The sequence below is a fragment of the Spiroplasma endosymbiont of Tiphia femorata genome, from assembly GCF_964020225.1.
In the GTDB taxonomy this organism is placed as follows: Bacteria; Bacillota_I; Bacilli_A; order Mycoplasmatales; family VBWQ01; genus Spiroplasma_E.
In genome coordinates this window covers 1,561,903-1,582,638 of the sequence record NZ_OZ026544.1, presented here as the reverse complement: position 1 = coordinate 1,582,638, position 20,736 = coordinate 1,561,903, and the positions used below count along the sequence as shown (strand labels likewise).

Here is a 20,736-nt window from a genome sequence, read left to right as displayed (position 1 = left end):
AGGTTTAAATGTATATGTACCTTAAAGAAGGGCAAATACTTTCAATTCATGCATATAAGCATAATGGCGATTTATATCGTAGTTGAAATAATTCAATTGTTTTAGAAGATACTGAAAAATATTTAGTTTTAGTAAATGAGAATGTAACAATTACTGAAATTAATGGTCGTAAATGAACAACCGTTGATCCAGCAATTTGGTTATTTTTTAAAAATGATTGATACAATATTATTTGTATGATTCGTAATGATGGTGTTCATTATTATTGTAATATTGCCAGTCCTTTTATTTTAGATTCGCAAACAGTTAAATACATTGATTATGATTTAGATGTTAAAGTATTTCCTAATCGTTCTTATAAACTGTTAGATTTGAAAGAATTTAAAACTAATCGTCGAATATGAAAGTATCCAATACCTTTACAAAATATATTATGACAAAATATAAATAAATTAAAAAAAGGAATTAAGAAAAATGAAATTAATTTATTTAATGATGATGTAATTTTAAATTATTGAAAAAGTTATCAAGACCAAAGTTTACAAAAATAGTAAGAACATATGTTCTTACTATTTTTGATATTAAAACTTTTTATAACTAAATTAAATTTTTTTATAAAATAGGTAATGTTTTTGCATAATTATGTTCTCTCATAATACTGTTTATATTACTTTTTTTACTTTTATCTTCAATACTATTATTTATATTTTGAATATCTATATCATTAAATTGTATTTTCTTTTTGTAATTATGATAATTAATAGCATATGTTTTTAATTTTTTTATTTCTTTAAACATTAAGTTTTTTATTTCTTGTTCAATTTCTTTATTCATTTTTTTACTCCTTTTAAAAATAAAAACCTATTTACTTTGTTTTTCAAAGTAAATAGGTTAAAAACAATATTTAGTTTATAGTTATTTTTAACATCTTTTTGAAAATTTACAATTAATAAATATATATATATATATATATATCAAATATATTAACTTTGTAAATTATTTTCATATATTTTCATATTTTTTGAAATAATGTTTTAGTAAATTTAATCAATTATCTAAATTAGAACTATATTTTTTTTCTAAATCTCATAAAAAATTACCATATACATCATTACCGCCAACCAGTACATAAGTTTCTTTTCAACTAATTTTTCCTTCTTCTAGTTTAATTTCTTTTACAAAACCAAGGTTTTTTAGATCACTATCAATTAAACTATTTTTTTCATTTTCTTTTCAATAATGTTCTATTATTTCTCCATTTTCATTTTTTGTAAATCAAAATTCATCTCCCACTTTACCAATTAAGTTATTAAAATTTTTATTATTTATTAATTCATTTTTTAATGATATTTTATCAATTAATTCTGAATTAGTTAAATTAGAATGAAAATCATTAATGTTATCACCCAATCTCATTACAATATGTGATGGTACATTTTTTATTGGTACTAAATCATTTTCTCAATTTTTTATTTGCATACTATTTTTATCTTTTGATGATAATTTAAAATTGTTATTATTAATATAATTAAAACGATTTTCTTTTGATATTAAATCTTTATAATTACTTGAATTATATTTAGTTACTCCTTGCATTCATCAAACATAACTATCAAGAAATGCCTTTGGATAATAATTATTTTCTAGTAGTTTTTTAGTTGGTATTGCTTCATCTCCATACTTGATATTTTCGCCTTGAAAACGATTTGAATCAAATAAAACAATACCACCACTTTTTCATACATGTTTAACAAATTCTAAAACTCCATTATAAAGTTGTTCTTCAAAATTGACTTGATGATCAACTCATTTTTTAAATTCATAATCCATATCTTTCATTTTTGGATTAAAAAATTTATAAATTGAAAAACCAATATTATTTATGAATGTTTCATCCAAATCAGTAATAACAATAGGTACATATTTATTAGCTTCAATTTTTGATTCATTATAATGCACAGTGTAATTTTTATCTTCTTCATCATTTTTGGCATTAGGTTTATTTGCGGTTGCGTAAATAACATCTAATGATAAATGTTTTTTATTTGCTTCTATAACATCATCATACTGTTTTATTGCTGCACGAAAAGTATTTAATAAGGATATTTTTCTTTCTGCTGATTCTTGTCAAATTATTGATTGTAACACTTTTAAATCATAAATATTGTTATTTTTATAACATCCAATAGCGCTTAAACTTGTACTTGTAATAATTATTAAACCACTTATTATTTTTAATATTTTTTTCATGTTTTTTCTCCTTTTAAAAATAAAAACCTATTTACTTTGAGAAACAAAGTAAATAGGTTAAAAACTATATTTAGTTTGTAGTTTTTTTAACATTTTTTTTGAAATTTTACAATCAATAAAGATAATATATTTATTTTTAAAATTTAAAAGACAAGATATAATTATTATTAACTATTTAAATTACGTATTATTGTTGATTTATATTGGCTAAATGTTAAGATAAATGTAAAATTAGATACTTAATTATTAATTACATTTAGTTTTTAATAATTTTAAAAATGATTGATAAATAAAATTATTGTTTATAGATTTTAAATTTTTTTTTGCATAAGATGTTAAAAATAAAGTACGAATAGTTTACTAGAAATATTGCGAAATAATAATTATAAAGAGGTAAAAGGATGTTAAAATTTTCAAAAACATTATCTAACATTGGTATTTATCTACTTTTGACAACATTAATGCCGGTAATGGTTATTTCTATAATTATGATTTCTTTAAAAGGATTAATGGAAAGTTCTTATGAATTATTATGGAAGTTTGGAGAATGATTACAAGAAGTTTTTGATTCTGGATTAAGTACTATTCAATGATTAGGATGAATTATATTGATAGCTTGTCTAACAACTTATGGTATTCTTATATTTATTTTAGTTATGATAAATTCAAGAAAAGCATTTGAACAAAGAATTGGTTATATTCTTGGTTTAGTAATTGGAGTTGGTTCAATTGTTGTTACATTATTACCATTAATTATTGTTAGTATTGCCAGTCTTGGCAATGGAGTAATAACTTTAGTATTAGGATTATCATTTGTTTTTATTGGATTAAATGGTGGTTTAGTTGCTTGTGGATCATTATTTGGTTTAATTAGTGCAAAAAATATTATAAATTTATGAGATGCAAAGAAAAAGTAGATATAATCTACTATTTGTTATTTATGTATTTACTTCATGGTAATTGTAAATTTGTTAATGTATAATGCATTAATTGTCGATGTATGCTAATAATTAAAACGTTAAATATTGTTACAATAAGTAAAATTCATCAATGATCGTTTAAAGTATTAAAATAATCAAGTTTGCTTTTAAAAACGGCAGTTTCAACTAACATAAATAATGCATTTAAAATGAAAAAAATTAATCAACCAAAACTAAATAGAATAATTAGATAACGATAAAATTTAGTTTGAAAAGTACTACCTTTGACTTTAATTTGATAAACTGTTTCATAAGTATAATGATTAATAGAAAAAGCAAACAAAATTAATAGAATTAAACTATTTATGCCAACTATTAATAAAATATTAATTATTTTTTCACTAGTAGTATTTATTAAAATTGAACCTATTATTATAAATATAATTTGAACAATTAATCACAAAATGCTAACATAAAAAAAACTTTTTTTTGTTCAGTATTTAATTAATTCATTTTCCATTTTGTATCACCATATTAATTTTAGTATATTTTATGCAAATATAGAATAAAATTTATCTTTTTATAATTTTTCATAACATAATAAGTTTGGGAATAACTAAAATTAGAGAGGGAAATAAAATGGCAATTGAAGTAGAAATTAGGCGTATACGTCTAAGACTTGGTTGAACGCAAGCATATTTGGGGAAATTAGTAGGTGTTCGTCAAGCAACAATTAGTAGAATTGAGAGTAATGCTAAAAATTCTTCATGAGGAATAATTCATAAAATTCTTTTAGCATTATTAGTAGATATGAATGATATAAAAGGTTTTACGCATGATTTTGTATTAAAAGAAAATGATTTTGAACTATTTATTAAACTGTTAATGGCTAATTCACAATTAAAAACTAATATTTTATATAATCCTGTTCATTGTGCACGAATTATTCTTGATGCATATAATAGAGGAATTATTAATTTTGATGAAAAATATGGTAAAAATAAAGTATAAAAAAATTGTAAATAAATATTAATATTTTTACTGTAGTACATTTTTTTATTTATAGGAGAAATTTATGAAATATTTTTTAAAATTATTAATTATTACTTTGTTAATAAATAGTTCATCAGTAGGATTAATTGGATGTAGTATTCCTAGTGTTGGTGATATTTGAATAATTACTGATGGTGGTGATTTATTCGATAAAGCTTTTAATCAGCAAGTATTAGAAGGTTCAAAAGAGTTTACTAAAACATTTAATGATAATCGTATTATGATTAGTAATTTACCCGGTAATGAAGTTTGAAAAAATAAAAAAATGAAAACGCGTTGAATTATTTCACGAGATAGTACCGTTTCAACTTTACAAAATAATTATAATTTAGCAACATTTGCTGGTGCTAAAACAATTATTGTTGTTGGGTTTAATCATCTTGGTGCATTAACATCAGCTATTCAAAATCAATATAAAAAGTTAGGTGTTCGTTTTATTTTAGTTGATGCTAAATTAGAAAAGCCAGTTGATGTAGCGTGTTTAAGTTATTCAGCAGAACAATCAGGGTTTTTATCAGGATTAGCAGGAGCAATATGATTAGCAGCTAATCATGAAACATATGATGATAATGGTTTAAAAATGTCAACTTTTGGTGGTTTACCAGCTGATACTATTGTTAGTTATATGATGGGTTATTATTGAGGTGTATATTATTTTAATAAATATCGTAATAGCAATGATAATTTATTGGAAATGACTAATGCCATTAGAATTAAAGAGGGTAAGGAAAAAATTGAAAAATGAACTAATAAATTTGATATTCATTTTGATAAAATTGCTAAACAATTTACAGGTAGTTTTGAATCCGGTACAAAATCATCAAAAGCGATAACTTCACAATTAATTGATGGATATAAAGATGATATTGTAATGCCTGTTGCAGGAGCACAAACAATTGATTTAGTATCAGCTGTTAAAAACTCTACTACTAATAGCAAAGCAAAAATTATTGGTGTCGATGTTAATCAAAGTGTTCAATATAGTTATGCTAAAGATATTTTTATTACATCAGCTTTAAAAGGAATTCATAAGTCAGTTAATACTTGATTATGACATTCTTTTAATTTAGATTATAATGAGGATGGTATTAAACCTATTAATGGTGAACAATACTTTGATGGTAGCATACCACAACCAGCATTAGGTGGTCAGCAATATCTTGGAATTGCTAATAATGATTCTATTAGTGCTATTTATAATAACTTAATTATTGATAGTAATGATTATTGACATTTGGCACAAAAAGTAACTGATGCTTATAATAAATTAGTTGCTGATTTAGCTAATGATTCTACTCGTGATAAGTGAGAAAATGCTTGAAAAAATTATGTTGATGAAAGTGTTGAAAAGTATAAACCACAGTTTTAATAAAACTTTACTATATATTTTAAAAAAATTATAATTATTCTTGAATTTTTAAAGAATAAGTTTTATTATCTTATATAATGGTAGTTATGCCATTAAAAGGAGAAACTAGTGTTTAGAGTTAATTGTGAAAATAAGAAAATAATTAATATTAAATACATATATACTGTATTTTTTAATAGTAAGTTATTCCCACCCATTTATTTTCAAAATTTATTTATACACAGTTTTATTTTATTTTGAATAATTGAATTAAGAAAGCAATGTTTTTGCTTTCTTTTTTTATATTTTTTTTATATAAATATTTATATATAATTGTAGGAGGAATATAATAGTATGCGTAAAATTTTTACTGTATTTAGTGCAATATCATTGTCAGTAATAATGATATTACCAATCATTGCTTGCAATAGTCAGTTTAATGATCCAAATATTTATCGAATAACTGTTGTAACTGATGGACATACTATTAATGATGCTTCTTTTAATGAATCATCATATAATGCTGCCCTCAAGTTTAAACAAGAGTTTAATGATTGAACACATAGTGATTATGTTGATCCTCAATATAAAAATAAAAGAGTTGAGGTTTCTTGAGATAATCCCCAATTAACTAATACTGATGATTTAATGACATCATATAATAAAGCCGTTTTCATAAACAGTAAAGTAATTATTGCTTCAGGATTTTTACATCATAATGCTTTGGTTAAAGCACAAAATACTATTTTAAAACATAAAGTGAAATTTATTTTTATTGATGGTGATACTGCAAATAAAGAAGTACCAAAATCTAATAAACAATTGGCTGGTTTACTTTACAAAGCAGAACAATCAGGCTTTTTAGCCGGATTGGCAGGGGCAATATGGTTAACTGCTCATGCTAATCAATATGGTGGACTTGATAATTTAAAAATGTCAACCTATGGTGGACTTGATATTCCAGCAGTTACTAATTATATGTATGGTTATTATTGAGCCATACAGTTTTTTAATAATAAATTTAAAAATAAAGAAGATGAAGAAAAATTAATATCATGAGTTAAAATTTTAAATTCAGATTTTAAAGAATCATTACCAAATATTAAATTTATAACTTCAGGTACTCAATTTAGTGGTGATTTTACTCAAGGTTCAAAAGGTTCACAAGCAATTAATGATGATCTTGCTCGACAAAAAACTAATATTATTTTTCCGGTAGCAGGACCACAAACCGAAGATACTTTATCATCATTAAAAAAATCTGGTCAAGGTAAAATTATTGGTGTTGATACAGATCAACAACTTCAATACCCACAATCTGCAGATAGGTTTATTACTTCTGCAGAAAAAGATTTAATTAGTTCAATTAAACTTATGCTCTGAAAATCAGTTGGTAAAACTGATCAGAATCCAGAGCATCCAACTGATCCAACTGCCGATCAAACATTTATTGATGATGCACCATACAGAGGTGGGCCTAATTTTACTGGAATAGCACCAAATAAAGCAATTAAAGATGGTGATAAAGATATTTACACACCATTAATGACAGAAACTACTAATTGATTAGATAAAATTTCTGCTGGATGACAAAAAGTACTCAATTTAAAAGATCATTATTGAATTAATGGTATTAAAAAAGAATATGATCCATTTAAATAATTAAGAGGGGTGATAAAATGCAAGTAAATATTGAAAAACAGAACTTACAATATGCTGTTGAAATGGAAGGTATTACTAAAGTTTTTTTAGATACTATTATTGCTAACAATAATATTTCTATTAAAATTAAAAAAGGAGAAATTCACGCTTTGGTTGGCGAGAATGGTGCAGGTAAATCGACACTAATGTCAATCTTATTTGGACTATATCAACCAACAAAAGGTATTATTAAAATTAATGGTAAAGAAGTAGTAATATCAGGACCAATTAGAGCAGGCGAATTAGGTATTGGAATGGTACATCAACATTTTAAATTAGTTGATAACTTCACTATTTTACAAAATATTATTTTAGGTAGTGAGCCGGTTCATAAATGACAGTGAATTAATTATAAAAAAGCTAAATCTAAAATTTTAGAAATTTCAAAAAAATATAAATTAGACATTAAACTTAATTTAAAAATTGAGAATGCTAGTGTTGGTATGCAACAACGTGTTGAAATTTTAAAAGTTCTTTATCGTGGTGCTAGTATTATTGTACTTGATGAACCAACCGCGGTTTTAACACCACAAGAAATTACTAGTTTATTAACAATTATTGAAGAACTTAGACGTGATGGTAAAACTATTATTTTTATTAGTCATAAATTAGAAGAGGTTAAACAAGTTGCTGATAATGTTACAGTAATTCGTTTAGGTAAAGTTATTGAAACTTTTGAATCTAAGAGTAAAACTAAAGAAGAAATTGCTACTTTGATGGTTGGTAGAGATTTAGTTGATATTAGAAATCAAGGTAATGTTGTATTAGGGCCAGTATTATTAAAAATTGATAATTTATTTGTTCATAAAATTGGTAATAGGAAATCAATAATGGGTCTTTCTGATTTTAGTTTAGAAGTTAAGTCACGAGAAATTGTGGCTATTGCTGGTATTGAAGGTAATGGTCAAACTGAATTAATTTCAGCAATTACTGGTTTGATTAAGCCAGAAAAAGGTGATATTTTTTTTGGTAATAAGAATATGAAACACAGTTCAATTCAAAGTTTATATAAAAGTGGTTTAAGTCATATTCCTGAAGATCGTCATAAATATGGACTTGTTTTAGATTATAATGTTATTGATAATATGGTTTTACAAAATATTAGCGAATATCCTTTTTCTAAGCATGGTTTGATTCGCAGTAAAGCTATTCAATCTTATGCACAAAATATTATTAATAATTATGATGTTCGTGGTAGTAAAAGTGGTTTTGCTTTAGTTAGAGGTTTGTCAGGTGGTAATCAACAAAAAGCGGTTGTTGGTAGAGAATTAACAAGAAAACATAAAATTTTAGTTGTTGCTCAGCCAACACGTGGCTTGGATATTGGTGCTATTGAATATATTCATAGTCGTATTCTTGATGAAAAAAATGAAGGTAATGCAGTATTATTAATTTCTTATGAATTATCAGAAGTTATGTCATTAGCAGATCGAATTGTTGTTTTACATGCTGGTAAAATTACTGGTAATGTTAGTCCTAAAAATGTTACTCGTGAACAATTAGGATTAATGATGGCGGGACAAAAAATGTTAATGGAAGGAAATGAAGATAATGTTTAAACAAAAAACATGATTTTTAAAACGACGAAGTCGTTTATATCTTGGTTCAAAAGAAATGAATAGTAGTCTTACTAAATTTAAGGGTTCAATTTTTGCCATTATTTTTGGATTAATTATTGCTTGTTTTGTTATAATTGGTTCAGGTCAAAATGCTTTTACTTATTTTCAGTTGTTATTAACATATGCTTTTACAAGTTGGCCAGCTAATAATTGAGATAATACTTTAGTTTGATGAGCAATTTATATTGTAGCAGGATTAGCACTAGTTATTTCTTTCCGCTCAGGAATGTTTAATATTGGAGTTGCGGGTCAAATGTTAGCAGCAGGAGCTGTTGTTATCGCAATTGGTGTCCGTTATGACTTATCACAACCATTAGCTATAATTAGCGCGCTTTTTGCTGGAGTATTAGCAGCAATATTGGTGGCGTTGGTAACAGTGTTATTAAAAGTTTTTTTTAATGTTCATGAGGTTGTTACTTCTATTTTATTAAATTGAACAATTTGATATTTAGTAAAATGACTATTTAAAATCAATAAAGATTTATATGATGCTGATCATGGAACATCAGCAACTATTCATGATAGTATGAGTATGAGTATTAATGGTTATAATTGTATACTACCATTATTAATTTCTATTATTTTAATAATAACAGTTTGATTTTTATTGAAAAAAACAACTTTAGGTTATAAAATTCGAACAGTAGGTTTAAATCCATTTGCTGCGGTTTATAGTGGTATTAATCATAAACATTATTGCATAACATCATTTGTTATTTCAGGAGCATTAGCAGGAGTAATGGCTGTTATTTATTACATTGCCAAAAATCCTTCAATTAGTTTTTTAACTGATGATTTACCAACTATTGGTTTTGATAGTATAGCTGTTGCCTTAGTTGGTCAAATTAATCCAATAGGTGTTGTGGGTTCTGCTTTTCTTTGAGGCTTAATTAAGAGTGGTGGTTCAATTGGTTCAGTATTAACATTACCAACAGCAACTGGTGATATTATTTTTGGTGTTATTATTTATTCAGCTGCTTGTGCAGTTTTATTATCTCGTTTACAGCCAATTAAATTTTTAATTCGTTATTTAAATATAGCCTTTGATGGAGAAAAACGAAAAGTTACAAATAGTTTTATTGCCAAGATGTACTATCATTTTATTGAAAATTTTAAAATAAAGAGACAATATAATAAGTTAAAATCAGATTTAATTAAAGAAAAAAATAATAAAATTAATCACTTAAAGATAGAATATAATAAATCATTATCAGATTATGAGTCAAAAGTTAAAAATTTAAAACAAAATCTTTCACAAGAAATTAATAAATTGAAACAAGAATTAAGTGATCAATTAAAGTCATTAAAAAATGAATTAGTTAAAACTAATGATAAAAAATTAAAAGAACAATTAATTTTAAAAAAATGTCAACTTCAAATTACTTATAAAATTGAAACTAAGGAATTAATTAAAAAATATAAAATTGATAAAGAACAATTAAAAGGAAAATATAATAAAATACTATGAGATGATAAGTCAGTAGTTAAAAATTTAAAACAAAATCTTTCACAAGAAATTAATAAAGTTAATAGTGATATCAACTTACAGTTACAAGCAGTTATTAAAAATAAAAATGATAAAGTTGGTGTTAATTGAGCACAATTTTTCCAAGAAAATAAAGCTTTAAATCATTATATATATAAACAATATAATGCAATTTGAAAAAAAGGTAAAATTGGTAATTGAAATAATTTTCAACAAGAAATAAAAACGATTTATGGTGAAAGTTTAAATATGTATATTAATGAAAAAATGAAATATGAAAATAATGTTTATAACTATAAGCAAGATTTAATTCGAGAAATAGTATTATTAAAAAAACAAAAAGCAATATTAGATAAGTCAAGAGTAAAAGACTTAAAATTAAATCTTTATCGAGAAATTAATAAATTGAAACAAGAATTAAGTGATGAATTAAAGTTATTAAAAAATCAAACAGTTAAAACTGACGATAAAAAAATAAAAAAACAATTAATTTTAGCAAAACATCAACTTCAAACTAATTATAAAAATAATGTTAAAGACTTAATTAAAAATTATAAAATTGACAAACAGCAATTAAAAAGTCAAATTATCCCAATTAATAGTAATATTAATATATTAACTAAACAATTTACTAAAAAAGCGGAAATTGAAAAGACAACTTTTATTAATAAATTTACTGATATATTTAAAAATGAACAACAAGCAATTATGAAAATAAAAACTGAAAGAACAGGAGGAAAAAGTTAATGGAAGCACTCAAAATAATTCTTGAACATTCTAGTTTAATTTTTGTTGTTTTAGTACTTGGTGCATTATCTGGATTAATTTCAGAACGTGCTGGTGTTGTTAATATTGGTATTGAAGGAATGATGACAATTGGTGCTCTTGCTTTTTCTTCATTTGGAAAAAATATAGGTGTTAATTGAGGTAATTGATCACAAATTGTTGCTTTATTAGTAGCTGGATTAGCGGGAATGGGATTTGCTTGTTTCCATGCTTTTGCATCAGTTACTTTAAAATCTGATCAAATTATTTCTGGCGTTGCAATTAATATTTTAGCAGCAGCAATTGCAGTTTTTGTTGTTCAGTTACCAGGGAATAATGGTTTTATTTCATTAACAAATATTTATCAATTACCAAAAATTGGTAATAATGAATTTTTTAATTTATATTTATTTTTAGCAATTATAGTTTTAGTAAGTATTGCTATTATTCTAAAATATACTAAATGAGGATTACATCATGTTGCGACTGGTGAAAATCCCAATGCGGTTGATGCTGCAGGAATTAATGTTATTAAACAACGATATGTTGCTGTATTATTATCTGGTTTTTTAGCAGGAATTGCTGGTGGTATTTTTCCAATGTATGCTAGTCAAACTTTTCGTGGGACAGTTAGTGGAAATGGTTTTATTGCTTTAGCTATTTTAATTTTTGGACAATGAAGAGTACCATTGATTACAATTGGTGCTGCCTTATTTGCTATTGTTGAAACAACAGGTGCCAGAATTACGTTTTTACCAAATATTCCTCAATGAATATCAAGTAATTCTGATATATGGAATATATTGCCTTTTGTAACATCTTTATTAGTTTTAGTGTTTACATCAAAATGAAGTAAAACACCAAAAGCATTGGGTATTGCTTTCAATAAATCTAAACGATAAAATTAGTTATTAATAATTTTAATGATGAATTAATTTTGAAATTAAATTTTACTTTTTTAGTAATATTTTCTAAGATTTAATTAAAAATATAATAAAATAAAAAATTTTATGGGTATTTTATACTATAAAATTTTTTATTTTATTAAGAATTTGAAAAAAATTGCAATAATACAGTTTTATTTATCAAAAAAAATAAATATAATTTTTGATAGATAGAAAAAATGTGGTAAAAGTTTAAATTAAATTTAATTAATTATGTTTATAGGAGGAGCAAAGCATATGGATAATGAAAGTATAGTTATTAATGTACCTTATTTATTTCAAAAAAATAAAGAAAAAAGACAAGAATATAAGCAAAGACCTGAAGTGAAAGTAAGGAGGAGAGAATATGATAAAAAAAGATATCAGCTTATTAAAGAAAAACAGCGAGAGTATAGTAAATTATGATATTGACGCAATAAAGAAAGGCAACAAGAATATAGAAAAAAATGTTATCAGCTTAATAAAGAACTGGAACTAAAAAATAGTAAATTATGATATCAACGCAATAAAGAAAGGCAACGAGAATATAAACAAAGATCTGAAGTAAAAGCAAGAAAACGAGAATATGATCAAAAACCCGAAGTAAAAGCAAGGAGAAGAGAGTATGATAAAAAGAGATATCAACTTAATAAGGAAAAAAAGCAAAAACAAAGAGAATTACAATCTGGTTATGTTTTTAGTTCAAAACAAAATTTTGATTTAAGCAGTTTTAATTGTGATGATATGTGTAGTGAACAAATAAAAAATATTGCATGAGATGTTTTAGAATTACAACTTTATTCAGAAACACAAGAAACAGAATTAGATAAGTTGTTAGAGGAAATAGAATTTGAATATATGGCTAATGAAGAACAAAGTTCGGTACTAAGTAGTGAAAATTTGTTATCTAATTTAATTTATGATAATGTTTGTGGTGAACAAATTGTAAAAGATGTATCAAATAATTTAGAATTATGTCAATCTGGTGAACAATTATTAGTTAATAAAAAAATATCACAACAAAATTTTAATTGAAATAGTAATATTATACTTACAAGTAATTTAAACAGTGATAATTGTGATTATAATTTGGCAACTGGTTTTATCTTTAATTAATTTTAATTGTTAATAATATTTTTTTAAGTTTAAATTAAAAATTTTTGATTTTAAAAAAATAGTAATTAAGAGTAAAAAAAATAAAAATGAAAATATTATAGATTTTGTCATAATATATTTTTATTTTTAATTAAATATTAAAAAAACAGTTAAAATTGGTAAACCTAATTCATATATTTATTAGTATAAAATTTAATTAATTATATTTAGAAGGGGAAAATCATGAATAATGGAAATATAGTTATTAATGAATTTTATTTATTTCAAAAGAATAAAGAAAAAAAGAAAGAATATACTCAAAGGTCTGAAGTAAAGGTAAGAAGGAAAGAATATATACAAAGACCTGAAATGAAAGAAAAAAAAGACAATATGCTCAAAGGCCAGAAGTGAAGGCAAGAAGGAAAGAATATAAGAAAATAAGACAGCAGCTTAAAAAACAAGAAAAGGAAAAACAAAGAGAATTGCAATCTGATTATGTTTTTAGTTCAAAACAAAATTTTGATTTAAGCAATTTTAATTGTGATGATATGTGTAGTGAACAAATAAAAAATATTGCATGAGATGTTTTAGAATCACAACTTTATTCAGAAACACAAGAAACAGAATTAGATAAGTTGTTAGAGGAAGCAGAATTTGAATATATGGCTAATGAAGAACAAAGTTCGGTACTAAGTAGTGAAAATTTGTCATCTAATTTAATTTTTGATGATATGTGTGGTGAACAAGTTATAAAAGATGTATTAAATAATTTAGAATTAGATCAATTAAATTTATTAGATAAATCTATTGAACAATTGTTACTTAGTGAAAAAATAGCAGAACAAAACTTTGAATGAAATAATAGTATTCTATTTGTAAGTAATTTAGATAGTGATATTTATGATTATAATTCAGTAACGACACTTATTCCTTAATTAAATTTATTTTTAATTGTTAATAATATTTTTTAAGTTTAAATTTATTTAAAAAAGTATAGGAGTATAAGAAAAATCAAAAATAATAAATAATATTAATTTTGTTATAAAATATTTCTTTATTTTAAAAATAAAAAAGTAGTAAAAATTCAAATTAAATTAATGGGGGAAAAATATGGATAATGGAAGTGTAGTTATTAATGAAACTTCTTCATTTCAAAATGATGAAGGAGTTAATAAACATATGCTAGGACAAAAATTAAAAAAAAGTCAAATATGATATCAAAAAAATAAAGAAAAAAAGCTAGAGTATGCTCAAATGCCTGAAGTGAAGGCAAGAAGGAAAGAATATGAGAAAAAAAGATATCAACGCAATAAAGAAAAAATACAAGAATATAGAAAAATGTTATATAAACTTAATAAAGAACAGAAACTAAAAAATAATCGAAAATGATATAAAAAAAATAAAGAAAAAAAATAGAGTATAATCAAAATTCTGAAGTAAAGATAAGAATGGAAGAATATGATAAAAAAAGATATCAACTTATTAAAGAAAAACAAAAAAAATATGTTCAAAGGCCAGAAGTAAAGGCAAGAAGGAAAGAATATAAACAAAGGCCAGAAGTGAAAGCAAAAAATCGAGAATATAAACAAAGACCTGAAGTAAAAGAAAAAAAACGAGAATATGATAAAAAAAGATATCAACGCAATAAAGAAAAAAAGCAAAAACAAATAGAATTGCAATCTAGTCATGTTTCTACTTTAAAACAAAATTTTGATTTAAGCAGTTTTAATTGTGATGATATGTGTAGTGAACAAATAAAAAATATTGCATGAGATGTTTTAGAATTACAACTTTATTCAGAAACACAAGAAACAGAATTAGATAAGTTGTTAGAGGAAATAGAATTTGAATATATGGCTAATGAAGAACAAAGTTCGGTACTAAGTAGTGAAAATTTGTCATCTAATTTAATTTTTGATGATATGTGTGGTGAACAAGTTATAAAAGATGTATTAAATAATTTAGAATTAGATCAATTAAATTTATTAGATAAATCTATTGAACAATTGTTACTTAGTGAAAAAATAGCAGAACAAAACTTTGAATGAAATAATAGTATTCTATTTGTAAGTAATTTAGATAGTGATATTTATGATTATAATTCAGTAACGACACTTATTCCTTAATTAAATTTATTTTTAATTGTTAATAATATTTTTTAAGTTTAAATTTATTTAAAAAAGTATAGGAGTATAAGAAAAATCAAAAATAATAAATAATATTAATTTTGTTATAAAATATTTCTTTATTTTAAAAATAAAAAAGTAGTAAAAATTCAAATTAAATTAATGGGGGAAAAATATGGATAATGGAAGTGTAGTTATTAATGAAACTTCTTCATTTCAAAATGATGAAGGAGTTAATAAACATATGCTAGGACAAAAATTAAAAAAAAGTCAAATATGATATCAAAAAAATAAAGAAAAAAAGCTAGAGTATGCTCAAATGCCTGAAGTGAAGGCAAGAAGGAAAGAATATGAGAAAAAAAGATATCAACGCAATAAAGAAAAAATACAAGAATATAGAAAAATGTTATATAAACTTAATAAAGAACAGAAACTAAAAAATAATCGAAAATGATATAAAAAAAATAAAGAAAAAAAATAGAGTATAATCAAAATTCTGAAGTAAAGATAAGAATGGAAGAATATGATAAAAAAAGATATCAACTTATTAAAGAAAAACAAAAAAAATATGTTCAAAGGCCAGAAGTAAAGGCAAGAAGGAAAGAATATAAACAAAGGCCAGAAGTGAAAGCAAAAAATCGAGAATATAAACAAAGACCTGAAGTAAAAGAAAAAAAACGAGAATATGATAAAAAAAGATATCAACGCAATAAAGAAAAAAAGCAAAAACAAATAGAATTGCAATCTAGTCATGTTTCTACTTTAAAACAAAATTTTGATTTAAGCAGTTTTAATTGTGATGATATGTGTAGTGAACAAATAAAAAATATTGCATGAGATGTTTTAGAATTACAACTTTATTCAGAAACACAAGAAACAGAATTAGATAAGTTGTTAGAGGAAATAGAATTTGAATATATGGCTAATGAAGAACAAAGTTCGGTACTAAGTAGTGAAAATTTGTCATCTAATTTAATTTTTGATGATATGTGTGGTGAACGAGTTATAAAAGATGTATTAAATAATTTAGAATTAGATCAATTAAATTTATTAGATAAATCTATTGAACAATTGTTACTTAGTGAAAAAATAGCAGAACAAAACTTTGAATGAAATAATAGTATTCTATTTGTAAGTAATTTAGATAGTGATATTTATGATTATAATTCAGTAACGACACTTATTCCTTAATTAAATTTATTTTTAATTGTTAATTTTTACTTAAACTTAAAAAAATAAAATTTTATAGTTGAATTTTTGGGAAACACAAAGTACTTTTTTAATTACAAAACAAGTCTAGTGTAAAATAATTAGGTATAGGAATATTGGGGGTGTTTATTTTATGGCATTATTAGTGGCACATCGTGGATTTCGTTCTACAGAAGGTGAAAATTGAATCATTGATTTCCAAAATGCTTTGAAAATTTGCCAAGCAGTAGAGTTTGATATTCGATTAACAAAAGATAATAAAGTAATTATTTTTCATGATGATACATTTGAAAGAATTGCTAATAATAAAAGTGAGGTTAGTAGTTTATTATATGAAGAAATTATTAATTTGGAATTTTTTAAAAATAATAAAGAATGAATTCCACCATTATTTAATGATTTTATTGAAAAATTAAGTAAAAATTATCAAATGATTAATGTTGAAATTAAAGAAGAAATTAATCATAAATATACCTCAAATCAACTAATGGTTATTTTTTCAGAAATTAAAAAATTAGAAAAAAAAGTAAAGCTGAAATTATTGTTTCTTCATTTAATCACCAGTTATTAAACGAAATTGTTAAAAGAATTAAATATCCTATGAAAAAAGGTTATTTATTTGAAAATAAAAATGATTTTAGTGAAAGGTATATTAAAAACTTTGATTATTTGCATCCTTCAATTTCCGTAGTTTTAGATTTTGAAATGATTAGTAAGTTAAAAAAATTAAAAAAACCGTTAAATATATGAACATTTAAGAGTGATGAAGAAGCTGTGAAGATAAATGAAATCTATGGTAATCAAGTAGCTGGCTATATTAGTGATAATCCTAAATTATTATGAAAGCAGAAAAATAAATAATGAAGATATTTTTAAGTAAATGTTGAAAAAGTTTTACGCACAACTTGGATAATAAAACTATTTTGATTATTAGCATTTTAGCTTTATCTGATTTATTTGTTTTTAGTGGAGTACTTTATTTACGATATATTATTCCTAACTTTAATCAGTATATTAATTTAAATCAAGATGAGTTTGATTTTGTTGTTGCTATTTATGGTTTTGTTGCTCTTATTTCTAGAATTCCAGGCGGTTGACTTACTGATCGTTTTAGTGCAAAAAAAATAATGATAGTATCACTTATAATAACTGGATTATGTGGTTTATGATGAACATTAATAATTCAACTTAATATGGATAAAAATATACGAATGATTCAATTGTATATTATTTATACAATATGGGGTATTTCGATTGCCGGACTTTTTTGAGCACCACTTTGAAAATTAGTATCACAGAATGTAACAAAAGAACAACAAGGGGTTGCTTATGGTCTTGAAGGCACAGTTTTGGGATTATTTGGTTTAATTTTTATTGCTGGAATTGCAACAGGAATAACAATTTTAACTAAAAATTTTCAGTATGGTCAAAATGATTTTATTACAAAAATACCATTTTTAGTTTTTGCTTATTTTATTTGTGGTATGGTACTTATAATGGCATTATTAGTTTGAATATTTATTCCTAATAAAAAACGTGAAGAAACAGAAATTATTTGAAAAGAAAAAATAATTTCACTATTTCAACCAATGAAATTTTTGCGAGTTTGACTTTGTGGTATTTTTGTTTTTGGAATGTACATGTTCCAGTCTACTTTTGCATATTATATGAAAGATGCTTTAACAGAAGTTGGTGTTACTGTTGGTGTAGTAACTATTCTTGGTGGAATTCGTTCATATGGTTTAAGATTTTTAGTTGCTAGTCCAATTGGTCGTTGAGCTGATAAGTGAAAGTCTTACGTTTTGGGTTTAATATTTTTATTATTAGTTGGAATGATTGCATGTTCTTTATATGTAGTTATCCCTGGTTGAGGTAATGCTTGATTTTTACAGTCATCAAAAGCAGTTCAAATTTTATTTCAAGTTATAATGTGTTTACTTTTTATGTTTATTGGTTGTGTAGGTTGAGCATTATTGACGTTAAGATTTGTTCAAGTTGGAGAATTACCAATGGAAAAAAATAGTTATGCTAGTACAATATCATTAATTTCTTGAATTGCTTTTACTCCAGATGCTTGATTTAATTATGTTGCTTCAGCCATTGGAAAATTGCCAAATAATTCTTATGTGGTTGATGGTCATCGAAATTATTCATTGCAGGGAATTCAAATTTTATTAATTATTGCTATCGTTTGTGTTTTAGTTGGTTTAATTGCCGGAATAATTATTTATATTTTAAATAAACGAGAGTTAAAGAAACTAAATAAAACTTCATTTCGTTTTCGTGAGTTAGGAAACGTTTAATTATTTAATTAAATTAAATGATAATATTTTATAAAACTTGAAAATAGTATATTAAAGATTCTTTTATAAAAAGAAACATACCATTATTTATATTTTCTTCTTTTTGGTTTATAATAATTTCATGAATTAGTTTAGTTTGGAGGAAAATATGAATATAATTCAATTAAAAAATTTAACTAAAGAATATTCTCCAAATATTGGTTGTTTTGATATTAATTTTTCAATCAACAAAGGTGAAGTTTATGGTTTTATTGGCCCTAATGGTGCTGGAAAAACTACTGTTATTAGACAAATGATAGGTTTTATTAAATCTGATACTGGCTTTGCAAAGATTTTAGATTATGATTGTTGAAAAGAATCGGCAAAAATTATGGAATCTCTTGGCTATTTAGCTGGTGAAGTAACATTGCCTGATTATATGTCAGGAATTGCTTATTTAAAGACAGTAGCTAATATTAGAAAAAATATTTCTTGGGCATATGTTGAAAAATTAATTAATTATTTTGAACTTGATGCAAAAAGAAAAATTAAAAAAATGTCTAAGGGTATGAAACAAAAAGTAGCGATTATTTCAGCTTTTATGCATAAACCAAAAGTTTTGGTTTTAGATGAACCAACTTCAGGTTTAGATCCTTTAATGCAAGAAAGGTTTAATACTTTAATTAGAAATTCTAAAAATGAAGGTGCAACAATATTTATGAGTTCCCATATTTTTGGCGAAATTGAAAATATATGTGATAAAGTTGCTGTTATTAAAAAAGGGAAAATAATTTCTGAAATATCAATTAAGGAAATACAAAATTCTGCTAAGAAAAATTATGAAATTAAATTTTCAACAGTGAAAGATTATAATGATTTCTTAAATAAAAAATGAGATATTATTGAAAAAAATAATATAACAAAAGTTATTAAACTGAATGTTTTAAGTACTAATGTTGATAAGTTTTTAAAAGAATTATCGCTTTATAAAGTTGATAATTTTAAAGAATTACCATTTAGTTTAGAAGAATATTTTATTAAATTTTATAAGGATGAGGTAAATTTTAATGATTAATTTTAGATTTGTTAAATCACAATTTAAAAATATTAAAATTCCATTAATATTATTTTTTATAATTTTATGTATTTTAATAGCTCCCATTTTAACACAAGATTATCTTGCTCCAACTATGACATTAATTGGTGAAGAACATGGAGTATCAGGTTTAGGTGGATTAGGTGGCATGAATTATCTTAATTTTGTTTTTTTTGGTATTCCGGGGTTAATATTAATTTTTTCTTTTAGTTTAATTTTAAATCATATTTTGGTTTCTAAAGAAATTGATAAAGGTTATTTAGCTTCATGATTAACAATGCCAATGTCTAGAAAAACTATTTTAAATTCAAAACTTTTTGTTTTGCTTTCTTCAATATTAATATTATATGGTTCAGTTTTTGTTTTTCAATTAATTATTTTTCCAATTAGATTTCAAGATTTTAAGCTTCAAGAATTTGGATATCTTGTTTTATATAATTTGGGTTTAATATTATTGGCTTTACTTTGAGCATCAATTAATTGAACTTTTATTAGTTACTTTAATAAGTCAGTTATTTCTCTTTCAGTAGCAACATGTATTTCAACAGTATTTATTTTGTTTCAAACAATGACATTATTCTCTTCTATGCCTGGACTTGAGTACCTTAAATATTTTAAATATATGACAATTGCTTCTTTATTTAATTCTCCATTTAAGTTTGGTGATATTCCAAATATAACACCCGCTCCCGGTGTTACAGAAGTAGCAAAAGCACCGCTTTTTTCTATTAGAGCATTAGATTTTGCTTGATAATATCCAATAATGTTAATAGTACCTCTTGGTTTATTTCCATTAGGAAATTATTTTCTTATTAAAAAAGATTTATCTTTGTAAATTGATAATATTGTTTAATAAATGAGTT

23 protein-coding genes are annotated in these 20,736 nt (G+C 23.8%); 20 read left to right on the top strand and 3 right to left on the bottom strand.

The features are described 5' to 3' along the window. The first annotated feature begins 14 nt into the window (after positions 1–14). Complete coding sequence (locus AACK83_RS09720; protein WP_338958122.1) at positions 15–551, top strand: DUF402 domain-containing protein; 537 nt, start codon at positions 15–17, stop codon at positions 549–551. Positions 552–612: 61 nt separating this feature from the next. On the opposite strand, the gene AACK83_RS09715 is transcribed toward AACK83_RS09720, so the two are convergent. Both AACK83_RS09715 and AACK83_RS09710 read right to left on the bottom strand, forming a co-directional pair. Beyond that, a complete protein-coding gene (locus AACK83_RS09715; protein WP_338958120.1) occupies positions 613–834 on the bottom strand; it encodes a hypothetical protein in 222 nt (73 codons plus the stop codon). A gap of 162 nt (positions 835–996) precedes the next feature. Continuing rightward, complete coding sequence (locus AACK83_RS09710) at positions 997–2,250, bottom strand: HAD family acid phosphatase (RefSeq protein ID WP_338958118.1); 1,254 nt, start codon at positions 2,248–2,250, stop codon at positions 997–999. A 401-nt stretch (positions 2,251–2,651) separates the two neighbouring features. On the opposite strand from AACK83_RS09710, the gene AACK83_RS09705 reads away from it, so the two are divergent. Beyond that, positions 2,652–3,167 carry a hypothetical protein gene (locus AACK83_RS09705; protein WP_252320148.1) on the top strand — a complete coding sequence of 172 codons (516 nt, stop codon included), beginning with the start codon at positions 2,652–2,654 and terminating at the stop codon, positions 3,165–3,167. Positions 3,168–3,177: 10 nt separating this feature from the next. Here the strand turns inward: AACK83_RS09705 and AACK83_RS09700 are convergent, their stop codons facing one another. Then, positions 3,178–3,690: a hypothetical protein gene (locus AACK83_RS09700; RefSeq protein WP_252320146.1), complete on the bottom strand. Its 513-nt coding sequence runs from the start codon at positions 3,688–3,690 to the stop codon at positions 3,178–3,180. A 119-nt stretch (positions 3,691–3,809) separates the two neighbouring features. Between AACK83_RS09700 and AACK83_RS09695 the strand changes: the two genes are divergently transcribed. The 18 genes from AACK83_RS09695 (at position 3,810) to AACK83_RS09610 (ending at position 20,627) form a co-directional block, all read left to right on the top strand. Then, the gene (locus AACK83_RS09695; protein ID WP_338958114.1) at positions 3,810–4,181 is read left to right on the top strand and encodes a helix-turn-helix transcriptional regulator; all 372 of its coding nucleotides are present in this window, start codon (positions 3,810–3,812) and stop codon (positions 4,179–4,181) included. A 64-nt stretch (positions 4,182–4,245) separates the two neighbouring features. Then, entirely contained in the window at positions 4,246–5,592 is a 1,347-nt protein-coding gene (locus AACK83_RS09690; RefSeq protein WP_338958111.1) for a BMP family ABC transporter substrate-binding protein, read from the top strand. A gap of 333 nt (positions 5,593–5,925) precedes the next feature. Then, positions 5,926–7,233 (top strand): BMP family ABC transporter substrate-binding protein, encoded by a 1,308-nt coding sequence (locus tag AACK83_RS09685; RefSeq protein ID WP_338958108.1) that lies wholly within the window; start codon positions 5,926–5,928, stop codon positions 7,231–7,233. Positions 7,234–7,250: 17 nt separating this feature from the next. After that, entirely contained in the window at positions 7,251–8,831 is a 1,581-nt protein-coding gene (locus AACK83_RS09680) for an ABC transporter ATP-binding protein (RefSeq protein ID WP_338958106.1), read from the top strand. Then, a complete protein-coding gene (locus AACK83_RS09675) occupies positions 8,824–11,124 on the top strand; it encodes an ABC transporter permease subunit (protein WP_338958104.1) in 2,301 nt (766 codons plus the stop codon). Before AACK83_RS09680 ends, AACK83_RS09675 begins: the two co-directional genes overlap by 8 nt. After that, the gene (locus AACK83_RS09670) at positions 11,124–12,044 is read left to right on the top strand and encodes an ABC transporter permease (RefSeq protein ID WP_252319468.1); all 921 of its coding nucleotides are present in this window, start codon (positions 11,124–11,126) and stop codon (positions 12,042–12,044) included. Before AACK83_RS09675 ends, AACK83_RS09670 begins: the two co-directional genes overlap by 1 nt. A 279-nt stretch (positions 12,045–12,323) precedes the next feature. After that, positions 12,324–13,181, top strand: coding sequence for a hypothetical protein (locus AACK83_RS09665; RefSeq protein WP_338958098.1), 858 nt, complete (start codon positions 12,324–12,326; stop codon positions 13,179–13,181). Between the two features lie 222 nt (positions 13,182–13,403). Then, complete coding sequence (locus AACK83_RS09660) at positions 13,404–13,601, top strand: hypothetical protein (RefSeq protein ID WP_338958095.1); 198 nt, start codon at positions 13,404–13,406, stop codon at positions 13,599–13,601. Beyond that, the gene (locus AACK83_RS09655) at positions 13,568–14,095 is read left to right on the top strand and encodes a hypothetical protein (RefSeq protein WP_338958092.1); all 528 of its coding nucleotides are present in this window, start codon (positions 13,568–13,570) and stop codon (positions 14,093–14,095) included. Before AACK83_RS09660 ends, AACK83_RS09655 begins: the two co-directional genes overlap by 34 nt. Positions 14,096–14,270: 175 nt before the next feature. After that, positions 14,271–14,576, top strand: a complete 306-nt coding sequence (locus AACK83_RS09650; protein ID WP_338958087.1) for a hypothetical protein — start codon at positions 14,271–14,273, stop codon at positions 14,574–14,576. Between the two features lie 32 nt (positions 14,577–14,608). Beyond that, complete coding sequence (locus tag AACK83_RS09645) at positions 14,609–15,286, top strand: hypothetical protein (protein WP_338958090.1); 678 nt, start codon at positions 14,609–14,611, stop codon at positions 15,284–15,286. A 175-nt stretch (positions 15,287–15,461) separates the two neighbouring features. Further along, entirely contained in the window at positions 15,462–15,767 is a 306-nt protein-coding gene (locus tag AACK83_RS09640; RefSeq protein WP_338958087.1) for a hypothetical protein, read from the top strand. Positions 15,768–15,799: 32 nt separating this feature from the next. Then, the gene (locus AACK83_RS09635; RefSeq protein WP_338958085.1) at positions 15,800–16,477 is read left to right on the top strand and encodes a hypothetical protein; all 678 of its coding nucleotides are present in this window, start codon (positions 15,800–15,802) and stop codon (positions 16,475–16,477) included. Positions 16,478–16,628: 151 nt separating this feature from the next. Continuing rightward, positions 16,629–17,066, top strand: a complete 438-nt coding sequence (locus tag AACK83_RS09630) for a glycerophosphodiester phosphodiesterase family protein (protein ID WP_338958082.1) — start codon at positions 16,629–16,631, stop codon at positions 17,064–17,066. A 29-nt stretch (positions 17,067–17,095) separates the two neighbouring features. Further along, positions 17,096–17,356 carry a hypothetical protein gene (locus AACK83_RS09625; RefSeq protein WP_338958078.1) on the top strand — a complete coding sequence of 87 codons (261 nt, stop codon included), beginning with the start codon at positions 17,096–17,098 and terminating at the stop codon, positions 17,354–17,356. Next, on the top strand, positions 17,356–18,798 hold the full coding sequence (locus AACK83_RS09620) for an MFS transporter (RefSeq protein ID WP_338958075.1): 1,443 nt from the start codon (positions 17,356–17,358) through the stop codon (positions 18,796–18,798). Before AACK83_RS09625 ends, AACK83_RS09620 begins: the two co-directional genes overlap by 1 nt. A gap of 148 nt (positions 18,799–18,946) precedes the next feature. Then, entirely contained in the window at positions 18,947–19,852 is a 906-nt protein-coding gene (locus AACK83_RS09615) for an ABC transporter ATP-binding protein (protein WP_338958072.1), read from the top strand. Beyond that, positions 19,845–20,627, top strand: a complete 783-nt coding sequence (locus tag AACK83_RS09610) for an ABC transporter permease (protein ID WP_338958069.1) — start codon at positions 19,845–19,847, stop codon at positions 20,625–20,627. Before AACK83_RS09615 ends, AACK83_RS09610 begins: the two co-directional genes overlap by 8 nt. Positions 20,628–20,736 lie beyond the last annotated feature (109 nt).